This window comes from Streptomyces sp. NPDC001770 (assembly GCF_053596135.1).
This window is the reverse complement of the sequence record NZ_JBSFFN010000008.1, coordinates 145,301-168,106: the sequence shown is the minus strand read 5'-3', so window position 1 is coordinate 168,106 and position 22,806 is coordinate 145,301. Positions and strand designations below refer to the sequence as shown.

General features: G+C 68.9%; 17 protein-coding genes. 7 read left to right on the top strand and 10 right to left on the bottom strand.

Annotated elements, in window-relative coordinates; genetic code table 11:
• Positions 1-3 precede the first annotated feature (3 nt).
• The 3 genes from ACWCSV_RS10225 to ACWCSV_RS10215 form a co-directional block, all read right to left on the bottom strand.
• A complete protein-coding gene (locus ACWCSV_RS10225; RefSeq protein WP_451140425.1) occupies positions 4-1,695 on the bottom strand; it encodes a protein kinase family protein in 1,692 nt (563 codons plus the stop codon).
• 131 nt (positions 1,696-1,826) lie between these two features.
• Entirely contained in the window at positions 1,827-3,983 is a 2,157-nt protein-coding gene (murJ, locus tag ACWCSV_RS10220) for a murein biosynthesis integral membrane protein MurJ (RefSeq protein ID WP_451140423.1), read from the bottom strand.
• Between the two features lie 49 nt (positions 3,984-4,032).
• Positions 4,033-6,330: a DUF6049 family protein gene (locus ACWCSV_RS10215; RefSeq protein ID WP_451140421.1), complete on the bottom strand. Its 2,298-nt coding sequence runs from the start codon at positions 6,328-6,330 to the stop codon at positions 4,033-4,035.
• A gap of 184 nt (positions 6,331-6,514) precedes the next feature.
• Here ACWCSV_RS10215 and ACWCSV_RS10210 point away from each other — a divergent pair, with 184 nt between their 5' ends.
• Positions 6,515-7,957, top strand: coding sequence for a CCA tRNA nucleotidyltransferase (locus ACWCSV_RS10210; protein ID WP_451140419.1), 1,443 nt, complete (start codon positions 6,515-6,517; stop codon positions 7,955-7,957).
• A gap of 103 nt (positions 7,958-8,060) precedes the next feature.
• Here the strand turns inward: ACWCSV_RS10210 and ACWCSV_RS10205 are convergent, their stop codons facing one another.
• The 3 genes from ACWCSV_RS10205 to ACWCSV_RS10195 all read right to left on the bottom strand — a co-directional run bounded on the left by ACWCSV_RS10205 (position 8,061) and on the right by ACWCSV_RS10195 (position 11,280).
• Complete coding sequence (locus ACWCSV_RS10205) at positions 8,061-9,329, bottom strand: MFS transporter (protein WP_451140417.1); 1,269 nt, start codon at positions 9,327-9,329, stop codon at positions 8,061-8,063.
• A 123-nt stretch (positions 9,330-9,452) separates the two neighbouring features.
• Positions 9,453-10,535, bottom strand: coding sequence for an inositol-3-phosphate synthase (locus ACWCSV_RS10200; protein ID WP_451140415.1), 1,083 nt, complete (start codon positions 10,533-10,535; stop codon positions 9,453-9,455).
• A gap of 61 nt (positions 10,536-10,596) precedes the next feature.
• Positions 10,597-11,280 carry a PadR family transcriptional regulator gene (locus ACWCSV_RS10195; RefSeq protein WP_451140413.1) on the bottom strand — a complete coding sequence of 228 codons (684 nt, stop codon included), beginning with the start codon at positions 11,278-11,280 and terminating at the stop codon, positions 10,597-10,599.
• 387 nt (positions 11,281-11,667) lie between these two features.
• On the opposite strand from ACWCSV_RS10195, the gene ACWCSV_RS10190 reads away from it, so the two are divergent.
• Together ACWCSV_RS10190 and ACWCSV_RS10185 are read left to right on the top strand one after the other, a co-directional pair.
• Positions 11,668-14,394 carry a transglycosylase domain-containing protein gene (locus tag ACWCSV_RS10190; protein WP_451140411.1) on the top strand — a complete coding sequence of 909 codons (2,727 nt, stop codon included), beginning with the start codon at positions 11,668-11,670 and terminating at the stop codon, positions 14,392-14,394.
• 128 nt (positions 14,395-14,522) lie between these two features.
• Positions 14,523-16,022 carry a glycosyltransferase family 87 protein gene (locus ACWCSV_RS10185; protein WP_451140410.1) on the top strand — a complete coding sequence of 500 codons (1,500 nt, stop codon included), beginning with the start codon at positions 14,523-14,525 and terminating at the stop codon, positions 16,020-16,022.
• A 28-nt stretch (positions 16,023-16,050) separates the two neighbouring features.
• Here the strand turns inward: ACWCSV_RS10185 and ACWCSV_RS10180 are convergent, their stop codons facing one another.
• The 3 genes from ACWCSV_RS10180 to ACWCSV_RS10170 form a co-directional block, all read right to left on the bottom strand.
• Positions 16,051-17,082 carry an alanine racemase gene (locus ACWCSV_RS10180; protein WP_390964081.1) on the bottom strand — a complete coding sequence of 344 codons (1,032 nt, stop codon included), beginning with the start codon at positions 17,080-17,082 and terminating at the stop codon, positions 16,051-16,053.
• Positions 17,083-17,188: 106 nt separating this feature from the next.
• Positions 17,189-18,307 carry a lipid II:glycine glycyltransferase FemX gene (locus tag ACWCSV_RS10175; protein WP_451140409.1) on the bottom strand — a complete coding sequence of 373 codons (1,119 nt, stop codon included), beginning with the start codon at positions 18,305-18,307 and terminating at the stop codon, positions 17,189-17,191.
• A gap of 199 nt (positions 18,308-18,506) precedes the next feature.
• On the bottom strand, positions 18,507-18,833 hold the full coding sequence (locus tag ACWCSV_RS10170) for a hypothetical protein (protein WP_451140408.1): 327 nt from the start codon (positions 18,831-18,833) through the stop codon (positions 18,507-18,509).
• A 276-nt stretch (positions 18,834-19,109) separates the two neighbouring features.
• On the opposite strand from ACWCSV_RS10170, the gene rpsF reads away from it, so the two are divergent.
• From rpsF to rplI, 4 genes are all read left to right on the top strand, one after another.
• Positions 19,110-19,400 (top strand): 30S ribosomal protein S6, encoded by a 291-nt coding sequence (rpsF, locus tag ACWCSV_RS10165; RefSeq protein WP_266706588.1) that lies wholly within the window; start codon positions 19,110-19,112, stop codon positions 19,398-19,400.
• 71 nt (positions 19,401-19,471) lie between these two features.
• Positions 19,472-20,071 (top strand): single-stranded DNA-binding protein, encoded by a 600-nt coding sequence (locus ACWCSV_RS10160; protein WP_451140406.1) that lies wholly within the window; start codon positions 19,472-19,474, stop codon positions 20,069-20,071.
• Positions 20,072-20,115: 44 nt separating this feature from the next.
• Positions 20,116-20,352 (top strand): 30S ribosomal protein S18, encoded by a 237-nt coding sequence (rpsR, locus tag ACWCSV_RS10155; protein WP_003967857.1) that lies wholly within the window; start codon positions 20,116-20,118, stop codon positions 20,350-20,352.
• A gap of 18 nt (positions 20,353-20,370) precedes the next feature.
• Positions 20,371-20,817: a 50S ribosomal protein L9 gene (gene rplI / locus ACWCSV_RS10150; protein ID WP_451140404.1), complete on the top strand. Its 447-nt coding sequence runs from the start codon at positions 20,371-20,373 to the stop codon at positions 20,815-20,817.
• A gap of 259 nt (positions 20,818-21,076) precedes the next feature.
• Here the strand turns inward: rplI and ACWCSV_RS10145 are convergent, their stop codons facing one another.
• On the bottom strand, positions 21,077-22,414 hold the full coding sequence (locus tag ACWCSV_RS10145) for an MATE family efflux transporter (RefSeq protein WP_451140402.1): 1,338 nt from the start codon (positions 22,412-22,414) through the stop codon (positions 21,077-21,079).
• Positions 22,415-22,806: the final 392 nt, after the last annotated feature.

Here is a 22,806-nt window from a genome sequence, read left to right as displayed (position 1 = left end):
CCGTCAGCTGGTGACCTTGATCTCGGAGACCTTGCCCCGGTAATCCTTCCCGCTGCCGGGCAGCTCGGTGAGCCAGACGAGAAGGTACCGCGCCTGGACGGGGTTCCCGGGCTTGAGCGTCACGTCCGTCCCCGAGCCCTCGGCCACCTTGGTGAAGCCGTCGGGCATGGAGGGCGGGGACGCGTCCTTCGCGGTGCGCAGCTCGACCGAGGTGGTGCCGTCGAGGAAGGAGACGTCCACGGAACCGACCTGCTGCACCTTGCCGAGGTCGAGAACCATGCCGACGCCTGTCTTGAGGGCGCCGAACTTGGCGGTGTAGTAGCTCTGGGTGGACCAGTAGGTGCTGGGGTCACCGTCGTAGGCGTTCTTTATCGTCTCGGGCTTCTCGCCCCCGTCGGTGCCGAGAGGGTCGTAGTCCGTGGCTCCCAAGATGGTGATCGGCTTGCCCGTGACGAGGACGTTCTTGTCGGTGCTGCCGCTGTCCGTCGTCCGAGTGGTGTCGGTCTCCTCGGTCTTGTTGTTGTCCAGCAGCGTCTCGGCGAGCTGCCAGCTGCCGAGCCCCAGCGCGGCGATGAGCAGGGCGGAGACGGCCCACTTCAAAGCCCTGCCGGTGCGGCTCTGGAGCGGAGCCGGAGGCGCGGCCATGACCGGCGCCGCCTGCGCCGGACGGGCCGACGGACGTCCGTACGTCCCCTGCTGGTAAGTGGTCCGCTGGTACTCGGGCGGAGCGGTGAAGGTCGGCTCGGGCGGCAGAATGCGCGGCATCGCGGCGACCGCCTTGGCCAGCTCGTCCGGGGTGGTGCAGGGCGGCTCCTGCCGTGAGGCGGTGGCGCCGTCGTTGGCGAGCGCACGCATGGCGAGCTCGGAGAGGCCGCGGTGGACTCCCGCCCTGACCTGGTCGGGGGCGATGAGCCCCATTCCCTTGGGCAGGCCCACGAGCCCGTATGCGTCGCTCTCGTAGGGCCACCGCTGCGTGAGCGCCGCGTACAGCAGGGCGCCGATCGCCTCGGTGTCCGTGCGCAGCGGACGCTCGGCCGTGATGCCCCGCAGGGCGGCGTCCACGGCGAGGCCGCGGATGCGGTACTGCCCCGTGGAGCTGCGCAGGACGGCGCCGGGGGTCAGGCGCAGGTGGGCCAGCCCCTCGCGGTGCGCCGCCGCCATGGCCTGGGAGAGCTGGCCGACGAGCTGGAACGCGTCGTGCGCCTCCATCGGGCCCGCGGCGAGCAGCGCGGTGAGTTCGACGGCGTCCGGGAGCCATTCGTGGACGACGTAGACGAAGTCGCCCTCTTCCACGGCGTCCAGCACCTGGACGAAGCGCGGGTCGCCGAGCAGCGCGGACGAGCGTGCTGCCGCCAGCACCGGCCGGGCGCGGGGATGGTTCGCCGTGAGCAGGTGGACGCCCACCGCGCGCCGCAGCTTCTCGTCCACCGCTCGCCAGCTGCTGAAACCATCCAGCCGGGTGACGCACTCTTCGAGTCGATAGCGATTGGCCAGCTTGTGGCCGCTGTGCAGATCGGGCGCCGGCGGCTCCGCAGGGGAGCCGGCGTCCTTGTCGTCCACGCCGGCGGGGCTCGCGCCCTCCGCGCTCTTGGCTTCAGCCGTCCCGTCGGTCGTGGCCTCGTCCGCCTTGGCGGCCAGCGGCTCGTCGCCGCTGTTGTCGGCCACGTCGACGGCAGCCGTGCTACGTTCCGCCACCGTCGTTCCTGCCTCCCCATCCGTTGCGCGATGCCAGCCAGCTCTGCTCACAGTCACGCCAATTGTGCCCACACTCCGGCGCTATGCACGACACGCGGAGACCGGCGATGGTTGTGTGCTGCGGCGCCCGTTCAGCGGCCGAGCCGTCCCCGGACCATACCCATCAGGCCGTTCACCTCTTCGATCCGCATCTTCTTGGCCGCTCCGAAGAAGATGCCGAGCAGGAGCAGACCGCCGCAGATCAGTGCGGCGACCGAACCGAGTACGCCTTCGCCGAGAAGTTCGAGCAGGGCGACCCCTACGACGCCCCCGACCAGTGCGGCAGGGACGGCCGCCATGCAGAGGCGGGCGTAGGTGCGGACGACGCGGGCGCCGTCCAGATCGCCGCCGAGCCGCTTGCGCAGCCTGCGCCAGGCGATTCCGACCCCGACCGCGTAGGCGAGGCCGTAGGACGCCGCCATGCCGACCACCGCCCAGCGGGCCGGGAGGACGACGTAGCAGAGGGCCGACGCGGCGGCGTTGACGGCCGCCACGATGACCGTGTTGTAGAAGGGGGTGCGGGTGTCCTCGTAGGCGTAGAAGCCGCGCAGTACGACGTACTGCACCGAGTACGGGATGAGGCCGAGGGCGAAGGCCATCAGGATGAAGCCCATCGACCGGGAGGACTCGGACCCGCTGGACCCGTAGAGCAGGGTGCACATCGGCAGGCCGAGCGCGAGGAAGCCGAAGGACACGGGCACGATGGCGACGGCGGAGTTCCGCAGTCCCTGGGAGATGTCGTCGCGGACCGCGCCGGGGTCGTTGTCGTGCGCGGCCCGGGCGATGCGGGGCAGCAGGGCGGCCATCACGGAGACGGTGATGATGGCCTGCGGCATGCCCCAGATGAGCTGGGCGTTGGAGTACGCCAGGAAACCGGTGCCTTCCCGGCCGGAGAGCTTCCCGGCCGAGGTGGCGAGCTGGGTGACGACCAGGACGCCCGCCTGGTTGGCGAGGACGAAGAGCACGGTCCACTTGGCCAGCTTGATCGTCTTGCCGAGGCCGTGGCCCTTCCAGTCGAAGCGCGGCCGGAAGCGGAATCCCGCCTCCCGCAGGTACGGGATCATCGCCAGGGCCTGCACGGTGAGGCCGAGCAGGGTGCCGACGCCCAGCAGCCGCACGCCGTCGGGCGGGATGGTCTCGACGCCCATCCGGGATTCGGCCGAAGTGCCGTAGACCCAGATGAAGAGACCGAACGTGGCGATCATGACGATGTTGTTGAGGACCGGGGTCCACATCATCGCGCCGAACTTGCCGCGCGCGTTCAGGATCTGCCCCATCACGACGTGCACGCCCATGAAGAAGATCGTCGGCAGGCAGTAGCGCGCGAAGGTGACGGCCACGCTGTTGGCGGCGGGGTCCCTGGCGATGGGGAGCGACATCAGCTTGATGAGCAGCGGCGCGGCGAACACCGCCGCGGCCACGATCACGCCGAGCGCGACCATCACCAGGGTGAGCAGGCGGTTGGCGTACGCCTCGCCGCCGTCCTCGTCCTCCTTCATGGAGCGGACCAGCTGGGGGACGAACACGGAGTTCAGACCGCCGCCGACGGTGAGGATGTAGATCATCGTCGGCAGGGTGTAGGCGATGGTGAAGCTGTCGCCGAGCAGGACGGTGCCGAGGGCCGCGGTGATGACCAGGCTCCGGACGAAGCCGGTGAGCCGGGAGACGAGCGTTCCGGCGGCCATCAGGGCACTGGACTTGAGCAGCCCCGAAGCCCGTCCGCCGGACTTCTGCGGCGCGGGTGCCTTGGCGGGCTCGGGTTCGGGCGTGCCGGCGTGCCGGCCGCCGCCGGAGCCCTCCTGGTCCCGGAAGAGGTGGGCGAAGGCGTCCGGCTCGACGTCGTCGTCCGAAGCGCGGGTGACGAGGTCGTCGACGCCCACGAACTGGGTCGTCAGGGCGTCTTCGCCGTAGGGAAGGTGCCGGGAGGGCCCTGCGGGCTCCGGTGCGGGCGTCTGGGCCCAGAGCCGGGGGTCCGGGGGGTACTGGGACGCGGGAGGCTGCTGGTAGAGCGGCTGCGGCTCCTGGTACGTGCCCGGGGGCGGCGGTGGGTGGGAAGCCCGGTCGTACAGGGCCTCGCCGACCGGGTCCTGGGCGGCGAGGTCGCGCGCCCGGTAGGGGTCGTGGTCGTAGGCGTGCTGGAGGTACGGGTCGGCCGGGGTCATCCCGTCCGGTCCCGTCTCCGGGGGCACACGGTCGGCGCCCGTCCCGCCCGCGCCATGCACGCGGTCACCGTCGTACGGCGCGTTCATCGAAACCCCACCTCATCGTCCCCGGCCGACCGGCCTCGACAGACATCGCTCAACGGTCCACTTTCTCACCCGTCCCGGAAGGGTCCCCGCTTTCCGGCCCGGTGTCCGGTGTCGGGTCACTCGGCTGCTCGGGTTCGCCGCCGCCGCCTTCCGACGTGTCGCTTGCGACGGCGCGCTTCCGGTGGTTGTACATCCTCACACCCGCGAGGACCAGCAGCAGCAGGCCGCCGGCGATCACCAGCAGCACGGTCGGCGTCAGTTCGGAGACCTTCACCGTGAAGGTCATCTCGTCGCCGTACGGCGTCCCGTCCTGAGTGAAGAGGCGCGCCCTGACCTGCACCTGGCCATTGACGTTGGCGTCCGCGTCGAACTTCACCGACTGGCTGTGCCCGCCCGCGATCGCCACCGGCTTCTGCGCGACCGCGCCGCCGTCGTTGAGCTTGAGACGGGTGGCGTTGTCCGAGGTCAGCCGGAGCACCAGGTGGTCGACCCCCTGCACCAGCTGGTTCTGCACGGTGACGGGGATCGTAGCGCTCCGGCCGGAGAGCGTGACGTCCGACTTCGCGATCAGGTTCACCTGGCCGACCAGCCCCTGGAGGTACGTGCGTACCGCGTCACGGTACTGCTGGGCCTCCAGCGGCTTTCCCCGCCAGGAGGTCGACATCGAGCGGTTGATCGCGTTGCCGAACGGGGTCACCACCCGCTCCGGCTGGGTCAGGATGACCTGGAAGCTGTTCAGCGAGTCCTGGATGGCCCTGATGTCCTGGAACGCCTGGGTGGGCAGTTCCTGGCTGCGCAGCTTCTTCGGGTACGCGGACGCGCTGGGCACCCGGGTGGTCGCCCCGGCGTCCGGCTTGACCTCGGAGGCGCCCACCAGATCCAGGGAATCCGTCCAGCGGCCGTCTTCCAGCGTCCGGAGGGCCCTCGCCATGGTCTGCGCCTGTGCGGCGGTGGGCATCCGCTGGGGAGCCACCACGATGCTGCGCTCCTTCTCCTCGTCCTGCTTGGTGAATGCCAGGGTCTGGGAGAGGAAGTTCTGGACCGCGAGCGTGGAGCGTTCGCCCCCCGTCATGTCACCGCCGAAGGCAGTCGAGAGCCGGTAGTCGGCCACGACCGCGTTCGTACCGCCGCCGATGGGCCGGGCAGCCGTGGGGGTGTACAGCAGACCGCCGGTCTCCTTCAGGCTGTCGCTGCGCGCGATCACGTTGTGGGCCCCGGCCGAGGTGGCCACATCGACGATCGACGGATCGACGGCGCCGTCCACGGGCCAGGCGAAGTCGGTGGTCGGCGTGGTGTGCAGGACCGTCTCGACCGTGGTCGTCGCCGCTTCGGTGGCGGTCTGCAGATGGCTGAGGGTGCCCGAGACGTTCTTGCCCCGGTGCGCGATGGACGCGAGGTCGGGGTCGGCGAACGGAAGGGCGACGACCTTGCCGCCGTTCACCGCCTTCTGCAGGGCGTCGAGCCACTTCTTCGCGACCGCCTGGTTGGTTCCCGGGACCGTGGTGTCGCCGGACTCGACCTGGTAGGTCCCTGCCATCGCGTCGACGCTCGCCAGCAGATCCGGATCGATCACCCAGGTCACCGGGAGCCCGTTGCCCAGGGAGACGAGCTGTTCGAGCCGACCGCCTGGCCGCAGCTCGGCGGCGAGGTCGTCGTCCTGGAAGACGGGGGTCTGCTGCTCGTCCGAAGCGGTCTCGGCCGTGATGTGCGCGGAGGCGATCAGTGGCCAGAGGAAGGTGAGCTTGGACTTGGAGTCGCTCTCCTCGGGCTGCCAGGGCAGGAAGGTGCGCTGGATACCGAGGACCCGCTCGTAGGAGCTGGCGGACGTCTGCCCGGTCAGGGAGACGGCCAGCTGGTAGACACCGGCGGAGTCCAGCGGCAGCTTGTCGACCGGGACGGAGATCGAGAAGTCCTGGCTGACGCCCTTGCGGAGGGAGGACACCCGCACGGTGTACGGGGCGCCGAGCGGTTCCGCGTCGACGCCCGGCAGATATCCGGTCCGCTTGGCGTTCGCGTCGATCGAGGAACGTCCCGAGAGCCTCGGACCGACCCGGAGGTCCACCTCGGCGTCCTTGATCGTCTCCTTGCCCTTGTTGGTCAGGGTGCCGGAGACGACCAGCGTGTCCCCTTCCACCGGTGCGCTGGGAGCGAGCGAGTTCAGCGCCACGTCGACCGTGCTGGAGATAGCGGCGGCCTTCTCCACCGGGCCGGCAAGGGGAGTCGATGCCGCCGGACCGGCGAGCAGACCGGTCAGCAAGGGCACCCCCAGCAACACGGACGCTGTACGTCTCATCCACCGGCGAGCAGGAGAGGGATGTGTCCCCTGAGAGTCTGCCGCCTCGGCCACGCGTGTACCCGTCCCTCGTCGTCGTCAGCTGGGGTGTCGATCGCTGTCGGTTCTGCGTCCCCGCATGGTAACGAGGTGCGCTGTGGCGGAGTGCTCCGGACCGCCTCTCATGATCGGCAGAGTCTCGCAGGGCTCCTGGAAACGATGACGCCCGGGCCGGTCGGGGCACGTACCCTTTTCTGTTGTGCCGAACGCCAACGAAGACAAGACCAGCGCCCTGAGCCAGGCGGAGCCCCGTGCGGTCAGCGAACTGCTGCGGGTGTCCCCTGTCGCCGACGACCTCGCCCACCGTTTCGAGGAAGCGGGGTTCTCTCTCGCCCTGGTCGGCGGCTCGGTCCGGGACGCGCTGCTCGGACGGCTCGGGAACGACCTCGACTTCACCACCGACGCACGGCCGGAGGACGTTCTCAAGATCGTCCGCCCCTGGGCCGACTCGGTCTGGGAGATCGGCATCGCGTTCGGCACGGTGGGCTCGCAGAAGGACGGCTACCAGGTCGAGGTCACGACCTATCGTTCGGAGGCGTACGACCGCACCTCCCGGAAGCCCGAGGTCTCGTACGGGGACTCCATCGAGGAAGACCTGGTCCGCCGCGACTTCACCGTCAACGCGATGGCCGTCGCCCTGCCGCGGAAGGAATTCATCGACCCGCACGACGGGATGAAGGACCTCGCGGACCGGGTTCTGCGTACCCCGGGAACCCCGGAGGCGTCCTTCTCCGACGACCCGCTCCGCATGCTGCGGGCCGCACGGTTCGCCGCGCAGCTCGACTTCGAGGTGGCCCCCGAGGTCATCGCGGCCATGAAGGAGATGGCGGCCCGCATCGAGATCGTCTCGGCCGAGCGCATCCGGGAGGAGCTGAACAAGCTGCTCCTCTCCGAGCACCCCCGCAAGGGGCTGGGGCTGCTGGTCGACACGGGACTGGCCCAGTACGTGCTGCCGGAACTGCCGGCGCTCCGGCTGGAGAGTGACGAGCATCACCGCCACAAGGACGTCTACGAGCACTCCCTGACCGTGCTGGAGCAGGCGATCGACCTGGAGAAGGACGGCCCGGACCTCGTCCTGCGGCTCTCCGCGCTGCTCCACGACATCGGCAAGCCCCGGACCCGGCGCTTCGAGAAGGACGGCCGCGTCTCCTTCCACCACCACGAGGTGGTCGGCGCCAAGATGGTCAAGAAGCGTCTGACGGAGCTGAAGTACTCCAACGACATGGTCAAGGACGTCTCCCGGCTGGTCGAGCTCCACCTGCGCTTCCACGGCTACGGCGACGGCGAGTGGACCGATTCGGCCGTGCGCCGGTACGTGCGCGATGCGGGACCCCTGCTGGAACGGCTCCACAAGCTCACCCGTTCGGACTGCACGACCAGGAACAAGCGCAAGGCGAACGCTCTCTCGCGGACGTACGACGCGCTGGAGGAGCGCATCGCGCTGCTCCAGGAGCAGGAGGAGCTGGACTCCATCCGCCCCGACCTGGACGGAAACGCGATCATGCGGATTCTCGACATCGGCCCGGGGCCCGTCATCGGCCAGGCGTACGCGTTCTTGCTGGAACTGCGTCTGGAGAACGGGCCGATGGGCGAGGAGGCCGCCGCTGCCGCTCTCACCGAGTGGTGGCAGGCGCGGAACTGAGTCTCCGGTTCTCCCGCGCGCTCGTGTTTCACGTGAAACACGACCGCGCGGTGGTGGTTGCGGGCGGTCGTGTTTCACGTGAAACACCGGCGCGCCCGGCAGGTCATGAGGCGGTGGCCGTGCTCCGCCACCGGAACATCGCCACGGCGACGCCCGCGTAGAGGACGGCCACTCCGGCCACCACGGAGACGGACCGTCCGTCGGCCGGCAGGGCGAGTGCGGAGGTGGCTGCCGCGCTCACGAACGCCACGTTGAACAGCACGTCGTAGAGGGAGAAGACCCGCCCCCGGTAGGCGTCGGCCACCGACGTCTGGACCACCGTGTCCGTCGCGATCTTGGATCCCTGCGTCGCCACGCCGAGCACGAACGCCGCGACCATCATCGGCACCGGAGCGAACGACAGGCCCAGGGCGGGTTCCAGGACGGCCGCGCTCCCCGCGCAGACGACGACCCATCCGTACCGGCCGAACCGGTTCACGGCCCAGGGCGTCACGACGGCGGCTACGAAGAAGCCCGCCCCGGAGATTCCCAGCGCCAGACCGAGCAGCGCCAGACCCTCGGACTCGTCGTCCGACCAGGCGTAGCGGCAGAGCATGAGCACCATGACGGTCAGGGCGCCGTAGCAGAAGCGGAGCACTGTCATGGCGACCAGCGCCCGGCCCGCGTCCCGGCGCTCCACCAGGTGCCGCATCCCGGCGACGAGCCCTCGCGCGGTGATTCCCAGCGCCGCCCGCAGGTGTATCGCGCTCTCTTGGGCGTCAGGGCCCAGCAGTGTGCGGGGCAGGGTCAGGGAGGCCAGGGCCGAGAACAGGTAGAGCAGGGCGCCCAGCAGGACCACTGCGGCGTCCGAGTCGTCGGCCAGCAGGCGTACGGCGAAGGCGAGTCCGCCGCCGGCCGTGGCCGCCAGTGTGCCTGCTGTCGGGGAGAGCGAGTTGGCGAGCACCAGTCGGTCCTCGTCGACGACGCGCGGCAGGGCGGCGGAGAGCCCGGCGAGGACGAAGCGGTTGACCGCCGTGACGCAGAGCGCTGACGCGTAGAAGAGCCACTCGGGCACCGAGCCGAGAATGAGCAGCGCGGTGCAGCAGGCGAGGACCGCTCTGAGCAGGTTCCCGTGGAGGAAGACCTGGCGGCGCGGCCAGCGGTCGAGCAGCACACCGGCGAACGGGCCGACCAGGGAGTAGGGGAGGAGCAGGACCGCCATGGCGGAGGCGATGGCGCCGGCCGAGGCCTGCCTCTCGGGTGAGAAGACGACGTGCGCGGCCAGCGCGACCTGGTAGACGCCGTCTGCCGCCTGCGAGAGGAGTCGTACGGCAAGGAGGCGACGGAAGTTCCGAAGGCGCAGGAGTATCCGCAGATCACGCGCGACAGCCATGTGAGCAAGGGTCACATACGTCGAAGGTCCCCGAGCGCGTGGGCTCGGGGACCTTCGACGTCAGACCTGCGTGGAGGCGTTGCCGCTCCCGTGCGGGGCGATGCTGTCAGCCGTGGGGCTGGATCAGCGCTCGACCTCGCCGGCGATGAACTTCTCGACGTTCTCGCGGGCCTCGTCGTCGAAGTACTGGACCGGCGGGGACTTCATGAAGTACGAGGAAGCGGAGAGGATCGGGCCACCGATGCCCCGGTCCAGAGCGATCTTCGCGGCGCGGACGGCGTCGATGATGACACCGGCCGAGTTCGGGGAGTCCCACACCTCGAGCTTGTACTCGAGGTTCAGCGGGACGTCGCCGAAGGCGCGGCCTTCGAGGCGGACGTAGGCCCACTTGCGGTCGTCCAGCCACGCCACGTAGTCCGACGGACCGATGTGGACGTTGTCGGCGCCGAGCTCGCGGTCACGGATCTGCGAGGTGACGGCCTGCGTCTTCGAGATCTTCTTGGACTCCAGGCGCTCACGCTCGAGCATGTTCTTGAAGTCCATGTTGCCGCCGACGTTCAGCTGCATCGTGCGGTCCAGGATGACGCCCCGGTCCTCGAAGAGCTTCGCCATCACGCGGTGCGTGATGGTCGCGCCGACCTGCGACTTGATGTCGTCGCCGACGATCGGGACGCCGGCCTCGGTGAACTTGTCCGCCCACTCCTTGGTGCCGGCGATGAAGACCGGGAGGGCGTTGACGAACGCGACCTTGGCGTCGATGGCGCACTGGGCGTAGAACTTCGCCGCGACCTCGGAACCGACGGGGAGGTAGCAGACGAGAACGTCGACCTGCTTGTCCTTGAGGACCTGGACGATGTCCACGGGGGCCTCGGCGGACTCCTCGATCGTCTGGCGGTAGTACTTGCCCAGACCGTCGTGGGTGTGGCCGCGCTGGACGGTGATGCCGGTGGTGGGCACGTCCGCGATCTTGATGGTGTTGTTCTCGCTGGCACCGATGGCGTCCGCGAGGTCGAGGCCGACCTTCTTCGCGTCGACGTCGAAGGCGGCGACGAACTCGACGTCGCTGACGTGGTAGTCGCCGAACTGGACGTGCATCAGGCCGGGCACCTTGCCGGCCGGATCGGCGTCCTTGTAGAACTCGACGCCCTGCACCAGCGAGGCGGCGCAGTTGCCCACGCCGACGATGGCTACGCGAACCGAACCCATTCCGGTTGCTCCCTGTGTGTAATGGTGGTCCTGACGGCTCCCGCGATGCGCGGAAGCTCCATCAGGCGGTGTCATCGGACGGATCCGGCGGGGTGTCAGCCCGGCGCCGGGGCAGGCCGCCCGTTTCCTCTGCGGTGTCCTGCTGAGAGGAGCCCTCGGGGCCGGACCGTCGCCGGTCCCGTCCCGAACGCTCGCTCTCGATGAGCTCGTTCAGCCAGCGCACTTCGCGCTCCACGGATTCCATGCCGTGCCGCTGCAGCTCAAGTGTGTAGTCGTCAAGTCGTTCCCGGGTGCGGGCGAGAGAGGCGCGCATCTTCTCCAGGCGCTCCTCCAGCCGGCTGCGCCGGCCCTCCAGGACGCGCATCCGCACATCACGTTCCGTCTGGCCGAAGAAGGCGAAGCGAGCCGCGAAGTGCTCGTCCTCCCAGGCGTCCGGGCCGGTGTGCGAGAGCAGCTCCTCGAAGTGCTCCTTGCCCTCCGCCGTCAACCGGTACACGATCTTCGCCCTGCGTCCCGCCAGTGAAGAGGCGGGCGTCGCGAGATCGGCCGGGGCGGTGCTCGGCTCCTCGATCAACCAGCCACTGGCGACCAGCGTCTTGAGGCAGGGATAGAGGGTGCCGTAGCTGAAGGCGCGGAAGATGCCTAGCGAGGTGTTGAGGCGTTTGCGCAGCTCATAGCCGTGCATCGGGGACTCGCGGAGCAGTCCGAGGACGGCGAATTCGAGGATGCCGGAGCGTCTGCTCATCTTCGCCTCCTCCGTTGCCGTGTGGTCCCGTAGTGCGCGGGTCAGGTGCTTATGCCGCCCTGATGTATCGACTCGATACATCTGCACGATAGATCGGTCCGCAGGGTTCGACAAGGGCTGCCTTAGTGAACGGCGTCACATCACCAATTCGTAGCAAGCGACTTGCGTCATTTGGGGTGAACTTCGGCCCTAGATGGGTTTTGACCGTGCGTAGTCTGTCCGGCATGCAGATCACCGGGAACCGCGAGGCGCCGCAGGGCGTCAGACATCGCGGACTGCCGGATGTACTGCGGATGTGCCTTCCGCAGGGCCTGTCCGCAATTCGGGGGGACCGGATCTCAACTGCCGCTTCCAGGCGCTCTCGCCTGCCCGAGGAGTAGTCGTTCGATGAGCGAGCACCGTCGCAAAACGCCTCAACCGCAAGACGGGGGGCGTGCCGCGGCCCGACGAGCCGCGCCGCAGTCAGCAGGACGCCGCGCAGCGCCTTCACCCAGGGTGACGCAAGAGTCACCCTCGGGGCCGTACGCCGAGGAACGTCCGCCGGGCGGTCGCGCCGAAGCGCGTCGTGCCGCTCAGCGCGGCGGCCGGCGGCGCGGGGCCGAGGGCCCCGGTTCCGGGGGACCCGGCGGCGGGGGAGGTGGCCGACGTCGCGGCGGGGGCTCCGAAGGCCCGGGGCGGGGCCGGGGCGAGGGTGGACCCGGCAAGAAGCGGATCATCGACTACCCGCGCTACGGCAAGTACGGGTTCCGCCGCTGGGTTCCCTCGTGGAAGCTGGTCTCGGGACTCTGTCTGAGCTTCCTCGGACTCCTGATGGGCGTCGCGGGCGTCTCGTACGCGCTGGTGCAGATGCCGGAGGTCAGCAAGGCGGCCAAGGCGCAGAACAACGTCTACTACTGGTCCGACGGCTCGCAGATGGTCGCGACCGGTGGTGAGGTGAACCGCCAGGAGATCAGCTACGCGCAGATCCCGGCCGCCATGCGCTACGCGGTGATCTCGGCCGAGAACAAGTCGTTCGAGAAGGACCACGGCATCGACCCGATGGGTATCGCCCGCGCCCTCTTCAACATGGCCAAGGGCGGTGAGACCCAGGGCGGGTCCACGATCACCCAGCAGTTCGTGAAGAACTCGATGCTGACCCAGGAACAGACGATCAGCCGCAAGTTCAAGGAACTGTTCATCACGCTGAAGGTCGGCAGCAAGATGGACAAGGACGACGTCATGAAGGGGTACCTCAACGTCTCCTACTACGGCCGGGGGGCCTCGGGGCTCCAGGCCGCGGCGCGTACCTACTACGGCAAGGACGCCACCGAGCTGAACCCGAGCGAGTGCGCCTTCCTGGCCACCTTGCTCAAGGGCGCCAGCTACTACGACCCGGCCGGTGCCCCCGAGGTGGACCCGGTGCAGGCCACCGCCGAGAAGAACCTGGTCCGCGCCAAGAAGCGCTGGACCTGGATTCTCGACGAGGAGGTCAAGGACGGCCACCTCTCCGCGGCGGAGCGGGCCAAGTACACCGAGTTCCCCATGCCGGTCGCGCCGAAGAAGAGCGCGCAGCTCAGCGGCCAGACGGGCTACCTGGTCGACCTCGCCAAGAGCTACGTCCTGGACAACGTCAAGGGGCTCACCTCCGACGCCCTCGCCCAGGGCGGCTTCGAGATCCACACGACCTTCGACAAGAAGAAGGTCCAGCAGCTCAACACCGCCGTCAAGCGGGTCTACGACGAGAACATCGACCCCAAGAAGCGTCCGGAGTACGACACCAACGTGCAGTTCGGCGGTGCGTCGGTGGATACCGCCACCGGGGCCATCATCGCCATCTACGGCGGCCAGGACGCCACCAAGCACTACACCAACAACGCCAACCCCACGGGTGCGCAGGTCGGTTCGACGTTCAAGCCGTTCGTGCTCGCCGCCGCCATGGAGTACGGCAAGCGAGACCCCGAGGGGGGCGAGGTCCAGAGTGAGTCCGAGCGCACTCCGGTCTCGCCGAAGAGCATCTACAACGGCGACAACGAGCTCAAGATCAACGACTGGACGGGTAAGCCCTGGGAGAACGAGGAGGGCAAACAGTGGCTCCAGACCAACGACGACCACACCTCCTACGGTGACGTCGACCTGCGGTACGCCATGCAGGAGTCGATCAACTCCCCCTTCGTCCAGCTCGGCATGGACGTCGGTACGGACAAGGTGAAGGACGTCGCGATGGCGGCGGGCCTGCGCGACGACGACTACATGGCCGACTCCCACGTTCCGTCGTTCTCGATCGGAACGTCCTCCCCCAGCGCGATCCGGATGGCGGCCTCGTACGCCACGTTCGCCACCAGCGGCAAGCAGAACGAGCCCTTCTCGGTCACGGAGGTCAAGCAGGGCGGTGAGGTCGTCTTCCGGCACGAGAAGAAGACCAAGACCGCCTTCGACTCCGCCGTCGCCGACAACGTCACCGACGTGCTGAAGAACGTCGTCGAGCACGGCACGGGCACCTCCGCCCAGCTTCCCGGCCGGGAAGTGGCGGGCAAGACGGGCACCACGGACGAGAACAAGTCGGCCTGGTTCGTCGGGTACACCCCGCAGATCTCCACCGCCGTCAGCATGTTCCGGATGGACGACAACGAGAAGCACAAGGACCGCGCCTTCCAGAAGATGTTCGGCACCGGTGGAAAGGAGAAGATCCACGGTGCGTCGTTCCCCGCGCAGGTCTGGCACGACTACATGGTCGGTGCGGTGAAGGGCACGAAGGCCGAGGAGTTCCCCACACCCGAACCCATCGGCGAGAAGGTCTACGGCGGCGGCGCGAGCCCCAGCCCGACCCCCTCGCCGACGCCCAGCGCGTCGCCCACGCCGTCCGAGGAGCCGTCCGAGGAGCCGACTCCGACGACCGCGCCGCCCACCACTCCGACGCCGACCGAGACCTGCAAGACCTGGGGCTGGAGCACCTGTCTTCCGGACGGGACCAACGCCGGAGCGGCGGCCGGCACGGACACGGCCGGAGCAGCGGCCGGCAACGACACCGACGGCACGACGGCCGGCACCGATCCCACCGCGACGCCCACCGAGGAAGCCGACGACGTAGGAGACATCTTCGGTTCGAGCCGGGGCAACGGCAACGGCAACGGATAGCCGAACTGCCGGCTCCCGATCAGCGCCGTCTCCGAGGGCCGTCCGCACCTGGCGAGGTGCGGGCGGCCCTCCGCCGTGTCCGGCGGTCCCCCGCGTCCCGCACAGCCCCGTACGGCAGGATGTGGCGCATGCCAAGCGCAGAAGAGACCAGCGAGGACCAGGAGCGGGCCGTCGCACCCACGCGACGGGACGAGATCGCCGCTGCGGGCAGCGAGTTGATCGGCGGACCGGCGGGCCGGTTCGCACGATTCGGCGCCGGAGGGCTGACGGCCGTGCGCGTGGTCGCCCTGGTGGCGATCGGCATGTTCGCGCTCGGCATGGTGCAGAAGCTCCCCTGCTACAACTGGGCCTGGTTCAGGGGTGCCAGTTCGCAGTACACGCACGCCTGCTACTCCGACATCCCCCACCTGTTCGTCGGACGGGGCTTCGCGGACGGGTTGCTGCCGTACTTCGACCGGCTCGGCGGCGACATGCAGTACCTCGAATACCCGGTCCTGACCGGGCTGTTCATGCAGGTCGCCTCCTGGCTCACGCTCACCCCGGACAGCGACCCGATGATGCAGCGCGAGCAGATGTACTGGCTCGTCAACGCCGGCCTGCTGATGATCTGCGCGGCCGTGGCGGTCGTGTGCGTCGCGCGCACCCATCGCCGCCGCCCCTGGGACGGGCTGCTGGTCGCCCTGGCGCCCGCCTTCGCGCTCACCGCCACGATCAACTGGGACTTGCTGGCCGTCGCCCTGACCGCCGCCGCGATGCTCATGTGGTCGCGCGGGCGTGCGGTGGCGTTCGGTGTCCTGATCGGCCTGGCGACGGCGGCCAAGCTGTACCCCGTACTGCTGCTCGGACCGCTGCTGCTGCTCTGCTGGCGCGCGGGGAAGTGGCGGCCGTTCCTCGTCGCGGCCTTCTCGGCCGCGGCGGCCTGGCTGGTGGTGAACCTGCCGGTGATGGTGTACGCCCCCGAGGGGTGGAAGAAGTTCTACACGTTCAGCCAGGAGCGCTCCGTCGACTTCGGGTCGTTCTGGCTGGTCCTCTCGCAGCGCATCGAACGGCCCATCGAGGTCTCCGTGGTCAACACGGCCTCGGTGGTGCTGATGGGGCTCTGCTGCCTCGGCATCGCGGCGCTGGCGCTCGCGGGGCGGCACCGGCCGAGGTTCGCCCAGCTCGCTTTCCTCGTGGTGGCGGCCTTCGTCCTGACGAACAAGGTCTACTCACCGCAGTACGTGCTCTGGCTCATCCCGCTCGCCGCGCTGGCGCGTCCCCGCTGGCGGGACTTCCTGATCTGGCAGGCGTGCGAGGTGCTGTACTTCCTCGGGATCTGGATGTACCTCGCGTACACGAGCAGCGGGGACAAGCACCAGGGGCTGCCGCAGGACGGCTACCAGCTCGCGGTCGTCCTGCACCTGCTCGGCACGCTCTACCTCGTCGCCCTGGTCGTACGGGACATCGTGCGGCCGGACCGGGACATGGTGCGGCAGGACGGTGCGGACGACCCTTCGGGTGGTGTGCTCGACGGGGCGCCGGACGTGTTCGTACTGGCCCCCATGGGCACCCGGGAGTCCGACGAGGAGGAGTTCTGGGGCGAGCCGGCGGGCTGGGGAGAGGTGCGCGGCGGCGGGGCCGGCGACTGACGCCGGCCGGCCCCGCCCCGGGGTTCCGTCAGCGCTCGACGAGACGGTCGAACTGCGTGGTGGTGTGGCGCAGATGGGCCACGAGCTCGTCGCCGACCCGCGGCTCCTGCGCGTCCGACGGCACGAACAGGATCGACACCTGCATGTGCGGCGGTTCGGCGAACCAGCGCTGCTTGCCCGACCAGACGAACGGCGACAGGTTGCGGTTGACCGTGGCCAGCCCGGCCCGGGCTACGCCCTTGGCGCGCGGCATCACGCCGTGCAGGGCCTTGGGGGCCTCGAGGCCGACCCCGTGCGACGTACCGCCGGCGACGACCACCAGCCAGCCGTCCGACGCGGCCTTGCCCTGCCGGTAGCCGAACCGGTCGCCCTTGACGACGGGGGTCACGTCCAGCACGGCACCGCGGTACTCGGTGGCCTCGTGGTCGCCGAGCCAGAGCCGGGTGCCGATGCGGGCACGGAAGCGGGTCTGCGGGAACTGCTGCTGCAGCCGGGCCAGCTCCGCCGCCTTGAGGTGGCTGACGAACATGGTGTGCAGCGGCAGCCGGGCGTTGCGCAGCCGGTCCATCCAGCCGATGACCTCCTCCACCGCGTCCGAACCGTCGGTGCGGTCCAGCGGGAGGTGCAGCGCGAAGCCCTCGAGGCGTACGTCCTCTATGGCGGCGTGGAGCTGCCCCAGCTCCTCCTCCTTGACCCCGTGTCGCTTCATCGAGCTCATGCACTCGATGACGACCCGGGCGCCGACGAGTCCGTGCACCCCGTCCACGGAGGAGACCGAGCGGATCACGCGGTCGGGCAGCGGGACCGGCTCCTCGCCCCGCCGGAACGGAGTGAGGACGAGCAGGTCCCCGCTGAACCAGTCCTTGATCCGGGCGGCCTCGTAGGTCGTCCCGACCGCCAGCATGTCCGAGCCGAAGCGGATGGCCTCGTCGGCCAGGCGCTCGTGGCCGAAGCCGTAACCGTTGCCCTTGCAGACCGGCACGAGCCCCGGGAACTGATCGATCACGGACTTCTGGTGCGCCCGCCAGCGCGCGGTGTCGACGTAGAGGGAGAGCGCCATGGCCGGCCCGGAACCTTTCTGGTGGCTGCGGTGTGTCTCAGATCGCAGAACGTACGGAGGGATCCAACGGAGCGAACGGGCCCGGTCGTTCGCCGGACCCGTCGCGTCAGCGCCGCGACATGTAGATGTCGAGCGCCTTGTGCAGGAGCTTGTTGAGCGGGAAGTCCCACTCGCCGACGTACTCGACGGCTTCTCCGCCGGTGCCGACCTTGAACTGGATCAGACCGAAGAGGTGGTCGGTCTCGTCGAGGGAGTCGCTGATGCCGCGCAGGTCGTAGACGGTCGCGCCCATCGCGTACGAGTCGCGCAGCATGCGCCACTGCATGGCGTTGGAGGGCCGGACCTCGCGTCCGATGTTGTCGGAGGCGCCGTAGGAGTACCAGACGTGTCCGCCGACGACGAGCATGGTCGCGGCCGAGAGGTTGACCCCGTTGTGGCGGGCGAAGTACAGCCGCATCCGGTTGGGGTCCTCGGAGTTGAGGACGGACCACATGCGCTGGAAGTACGAGAGGGGGCGCGGGCGGAAGTGGTCGCGCACGGCCGTGATCTCGTACAGCCGCTGCCACTCGGCGAGATCCTCGTAACCGCCCTGGACGACCTCGACACCGGCCTTGTCGGCCTTCTTGATGTTGCGGCGCCACAGCTGGTTGAAGCCCTTGAGGACGTCCTCCAGGGAGCGGTTCGCCAGCGGCACCTGGAAGACGAAGCGCGGCTGCACGTCACCGAAGCCGGCGCCGCCGTCCTCGCCCTGCTGCCAGCCCATCTTGCGCAGCCGGTCCGCGACCTCGAACGCCCGCGGCTCGATGACCGTCGCCTCGACGTCCCGCAGGCGCTTCACGTCCGGGTCCTGGATGCCGGCCTTGATGGCGGTGGAGTCCCAGCGGCGGATGACGACCGGCGGGCCCATCTTCACCGAGAAGGCACCCTGCTGCTTGAGGTGGGCGAGCATCGGCTGGAGCCACTCGTCCAGGTTGGGCGCGTACCAGTTGATGACCGGGCCCTCGGGGAGGTACGCGAGGTACCGCTTGATCTTGGGGAGCTGTCGGTACAGCACCAGCCCGGCGCCGACGATCTGACCGGTCCTGTCGAACCAGCCGAGGCTCTCCGACCGCCACTCCGTCTTCACGTCAGCCCACGCCGGGACCTGGCAGTGACTGGCCGCGGGCAGGCTCTGGATGTACGCCAGATGCTGCTCGCGGCTGATGGTCCTCAGGGTCAGGCTCATGCGGGGCGCTCCTCGGCAGGTGTGTCCCCATCGGTCAGGGGCTCCGGCTCTCGCGCCGAAGCCTACTGTGAGCGGGGAGCGCCCGTTCTGGCCCGTACGGCACTTGGCCGCGAGCCGGTGCCGCGAGGGCCCCGGCGGGGGTTGCCGCAGGGGCCCTGAAGGGAACGCGGTGGACCGGCCGGGGCCGGGAACGCGGTGGTCAGCTGATCACGCCGCCGAACAGCCCTCCATGGGCCATTCCGAGGTAGAAGCCCACCGCGGAGGAGCCGATCCCCATGATCAGGGCGAACCGCTCCCAGGTCGTCCTGGAGATCCACAACCCGTAGCCGCCGACCAGGATGCCGACGAGCCCCGCCCACGAGCTGAGCAGGTGCAGGTTGTGGAACATGGCCGTCACGAAGGCGAGGACGCCGAGAACCCCGGTCACCACCATCAGGGTGTCCTGGAGCGGATGGGGCCTGCCGTCCGTGGCGAAGAGGGAGCCGGTGGGGCGGTTCCGCGGGCGGGTGTGCGCTACCTGGGCCATGAAGTGCCTCCTGCCGAAGGGACGGCGCGCTGAGACGCCGCTCACATCCGATATATACAGATTGCGCATCCTTGGCCCAGGATTTCAACCCGGGGGTCCATGGCAGGTAGTCTGTACGGTCTGCACCGGTGTCTGCCTTGAGCCTGCCCGGCGGCCCTCCCTCTGAGGAGCCCGCCGAGTCCGCTGTTTCACCCGACGGACACCGATGCGTACGCATCACGACCCTCCTGCCACGGAACGACCGTGGCCGCTGAGTCCAAAGGAGGTGGGTTCCACATGCGTCACTACGAGGTGATGGTCATCCTCGACCCCGATCTGGAGGAGCGCGCTGTCTCTCCCCTGATCGAGAACTTCCTCTCCGTCGTCCGCGAGGGCAACGGAAAGGTTGAGAAGGTCGACACCTGGGGCCGTCGTCGGCTCGCTTACGAGATCAAGAAGAAGCCCGAGGGCATCTACTCGGTCCTCGACCTGCAGGCCGAGCCTGCGGTCGTCAAGGAGCTCGACCGCCAGATGAACCTGAACGAGTCGGTCCTCCGGACCAAGGTCCTCCGTCCCGAGACCCACTGAGCATCTAGCTCAGCGGTCATCGGGTTCGAGTAGCAGCAAGCAGCAAGCAATCCCCGCCGAGAGGTTCATCCATGGCAGGCGAGACCGTCATCACGGTCGTCGGCAATCTCGTCGACGACCCCGAGCTGCGCTTCACCTCGTCCGGTGCGGCGGTCGCGAAGTTCCGTGTCGCGTCCACACCCCGCATCTTCGATCGGCAGACCAATGAGTGGAAGGACGGCGAAGGCCTGTTCCTCACCTGCTCGGTCTGGCGTCAGGCGGCGGAGAACGTCGCGGAGTCGCTTCAGCGAGGCATGCGCGTCATTGTGCAGGGCCGGCTGAAGCAGCGGTCCTACGAGGACCGTGAGGGCGTCAAGCGCACGGTCTACGAGCTGGATGTCGACGAAGTCGGCCCCAGCCTGAAGAGCGCCACGGCCAAGGTCACCAAGACCGCAGGTCGCGGTGGCCAGGGCGGCGGCCAGGGTGGATACGGCGGCGGCCAGCAGGGTGGCGGCAACTGGGGCGGCGGTCCCAGTGGCGGTGGCCAGCAGGGCGGCGGCGGCGCTCCCGACGCCGACCCGTGGGCAACCGGCGCACCCTCCGGCGGCCAGCAGGGCGGGGGCCAGGGCGGCTGGGGCGGAAGCTCCGGCGGTTCCAGCGGCGGCGGCTACTCGGACGAGCCTCCTTTCTAGGTCCGGCTCGTACCCCCACTTCTTGATCACACAGGAGAAACACCATGGCGAAGCCGCCTGTGCGCAAGCCTAAGAAGAAGGTCTGCGCGTTCTGCAAGGACAAGACCCAGTACGTGGACTACAAGGACACGAACATGCTGCGGAAGTTCATTTCCGACCGTGGCAAGATCCGTGCCCGCCGCGTTACCGGTAACTGCACGCAGCACCAGCGTGACGTCGCCACGGCAGTCAAGAACAGCCGTGAGATGGCGCTGCTGCCCTACACGTCCACCGCGCGATAAGGGAAGGGTGACGCAAACATGAAGATCATCCTCACCCACGAGGTCACTGGCCTCGGTGCCGCCGGCGACGTCGTCGACGTCAAGGACGGATACGCTCGCAACTACCTGGTCCCGCGTGGCTTTGCCATCCGCTGGACCAAGGGCGGCGAGAAGGACGTGGCGCAGATCCGCCGCGCCCGCAAGATCCACGAGATCGCGACGATCGAGCAGGCCAACGAGATCAAGGCCAAGCTCGAGGCCGTGAAGGTTCGTCTGGCTGTTCGCTCCGGCGACGCCGGCCGCCTCTTCGGCTCCGTCACCCCGGCCGACGTCGCCTCGGCGATCAAGGCTGCCGGTGGCCCGGAGGTCGACAAGCGTCGTGTCGAGTTCGGTTCGCCGATCAAGACCCTTGGCGGACACCAGGTGTCCGTGCGCCTGCACCCTGAGGTTGCGGCGCAGCTCGGCGTCGAGGTTGTCGCTGCCTGAGGCAGTGCTCGTACGAGTTAGGTGAAGGGCCGTACCCCGCGGGGTACGGCCCTTCGTCGTTCACCTGAAGCCGTTTCACCTGCAGCCGTGTCGCGTGAAGCCGTTCCGCGTGCAGTGGCTTCACGTGTAGTCGTTTCACGTGAAACATCAGCTTCTGGGGAAGGTCCTGCTGTTTCACGTGAAACATGGCCTTTCGCCTACGAGTCCCTGACCTCTTGAGCGGTCATCCAGGCCCGAGCTCCTGCTTCCTCGGGCCGGATCAGCGGGTGGCGCCGGTGACGACCCAGCGTCCCGAGCGTGCGCGCAGCCAGAGAGTGATCAGCCGGACGGCCATCATCAGGTCCATGGCCCACCAGAGTGCGGTGAGCCCGCCGCCGAGGGTGGGGATCAGCAGGGCGACCGGGGCGAAGACGGCCAGGGTGACGAGCATGGCCAGCGCCAGATAGCGCCCGTCCCCGGCGCCCATGAGTACGCCGTCCAGGATGAAGACCACGCCGGCGATCGGCTGGGAGACCGCCACCACCAGCAGTGCCGGCAGGAGGGTGTTGCGTACGGATGGGTCACTGGTGAAGAGCGGGATGAAAAGGGGCCGGGCGAGCACGATGAGCGCGCCGAGCACCACCCCTGCGGCGAGGCCCCACTCCACCATCCGGCGGCACGCCTCGCGTGCGCCCTTCGCGTCGTCGGCGCCGAGATACCGACCGATGATCGCCTGGCCGGCGATGGCGATGGCGTCCAGGGCGAAGGCGGTCAGGGTCCAGAGCGAGAGGACGATCTGGTGAGCCGCGATGTCCACGTCACCGAGGCGGGCGGCGACCGCGGTGGCGATGACCAGAACCGCGCGCAGCGAAAGCGTACGGATCAGAAGTGGGACCCCCGCCTGGGCGCTCGCGCGGATGCCCGCCATGTCGGGGCGGAGCGACGCCTTGTGCCGTCGGGCTCCCCGGGCGACCACGGTGAGGTAGGCGGCGGCCATGGAGAGCTGCGCGATCACGGTGCCCCAGGCGGATCCTGCGATACCGAGTCCGGCGCCGTAGACCAAGGCCGCGTTGAGGATCGCGTTGGCGGAGAAGCCGCCGATGGCGACGTAGAGCGGGGTGCGGGTGTCCTGGAGTCCGCGCAGCACCCCGGTTGCTGCCAGCACGACGAGCATGGCCGGTATCCCGAGCGCCGAGATGCGGAGGTAGGTGGTCGCGTATGGGGCCGCCGTCGAGGAAGCGCCGAAGACATCGACGATCCATGGCGCGGTGGGGAGAACGGCGGCGACCACCAGGACGCCGAGGAGCAGGGCGAGCCAGATGCCGTCCATGCCCTGTCGGATCGCGGAGGCGAGATCGCCCGCACCGAGGCGGCGGGCGACAGCGGCGGTGGTGGCGTAGGCGAGGAAGACGAAGACGCTGACGGCGGTCGACAGCAGAGCGGCGGACACCCCGAGCCCGGCCAGTTGCCGGGTGCCGAGGTGGCCCACGATCGCGCTGTCCACCATGAGGAAGAGGGGTTCGGCCACGAGTGCGCCGAAGGCGGGCACGGCGAGCGCGATGATCTCTCGGTCGTGCCGTCGTCGACCGGGTGCTGTTGTCGCGGGGGCCTTGGTCATGAGAGCCAATCCAATCTTCCACAGGTAATACATGCAAGCCCTTTGTGATCCTTACTTTTGCAGGGCCTGTGCGCTGGGCCACGCGCTGTTCGCGATGATCTTGAGCGATGCGGGAAAGTTTTTCTCCCCCACAGTCGGTGGACAGCAAAAGGGCAGGTCAGAGGTGTGTGCACGCCGATGCTATGAGTTTGTCCACAGTGCTGTCCCCTGCTCCGTGCACAGGAACGGCGGACTTCTCCACAGCATCTGGTCGGTCGTCCACATGCCCTGTGGATAACCAGATTGGCTGACGGTGCTGAGCGGCCTACCGTGGACCGTCGCCCGTACTCCGACCGTGCCCGCGATCGCGTTGAAATCGAAGCGCCGGAAGCGGAGTCGGGTGTCCTGTTTGT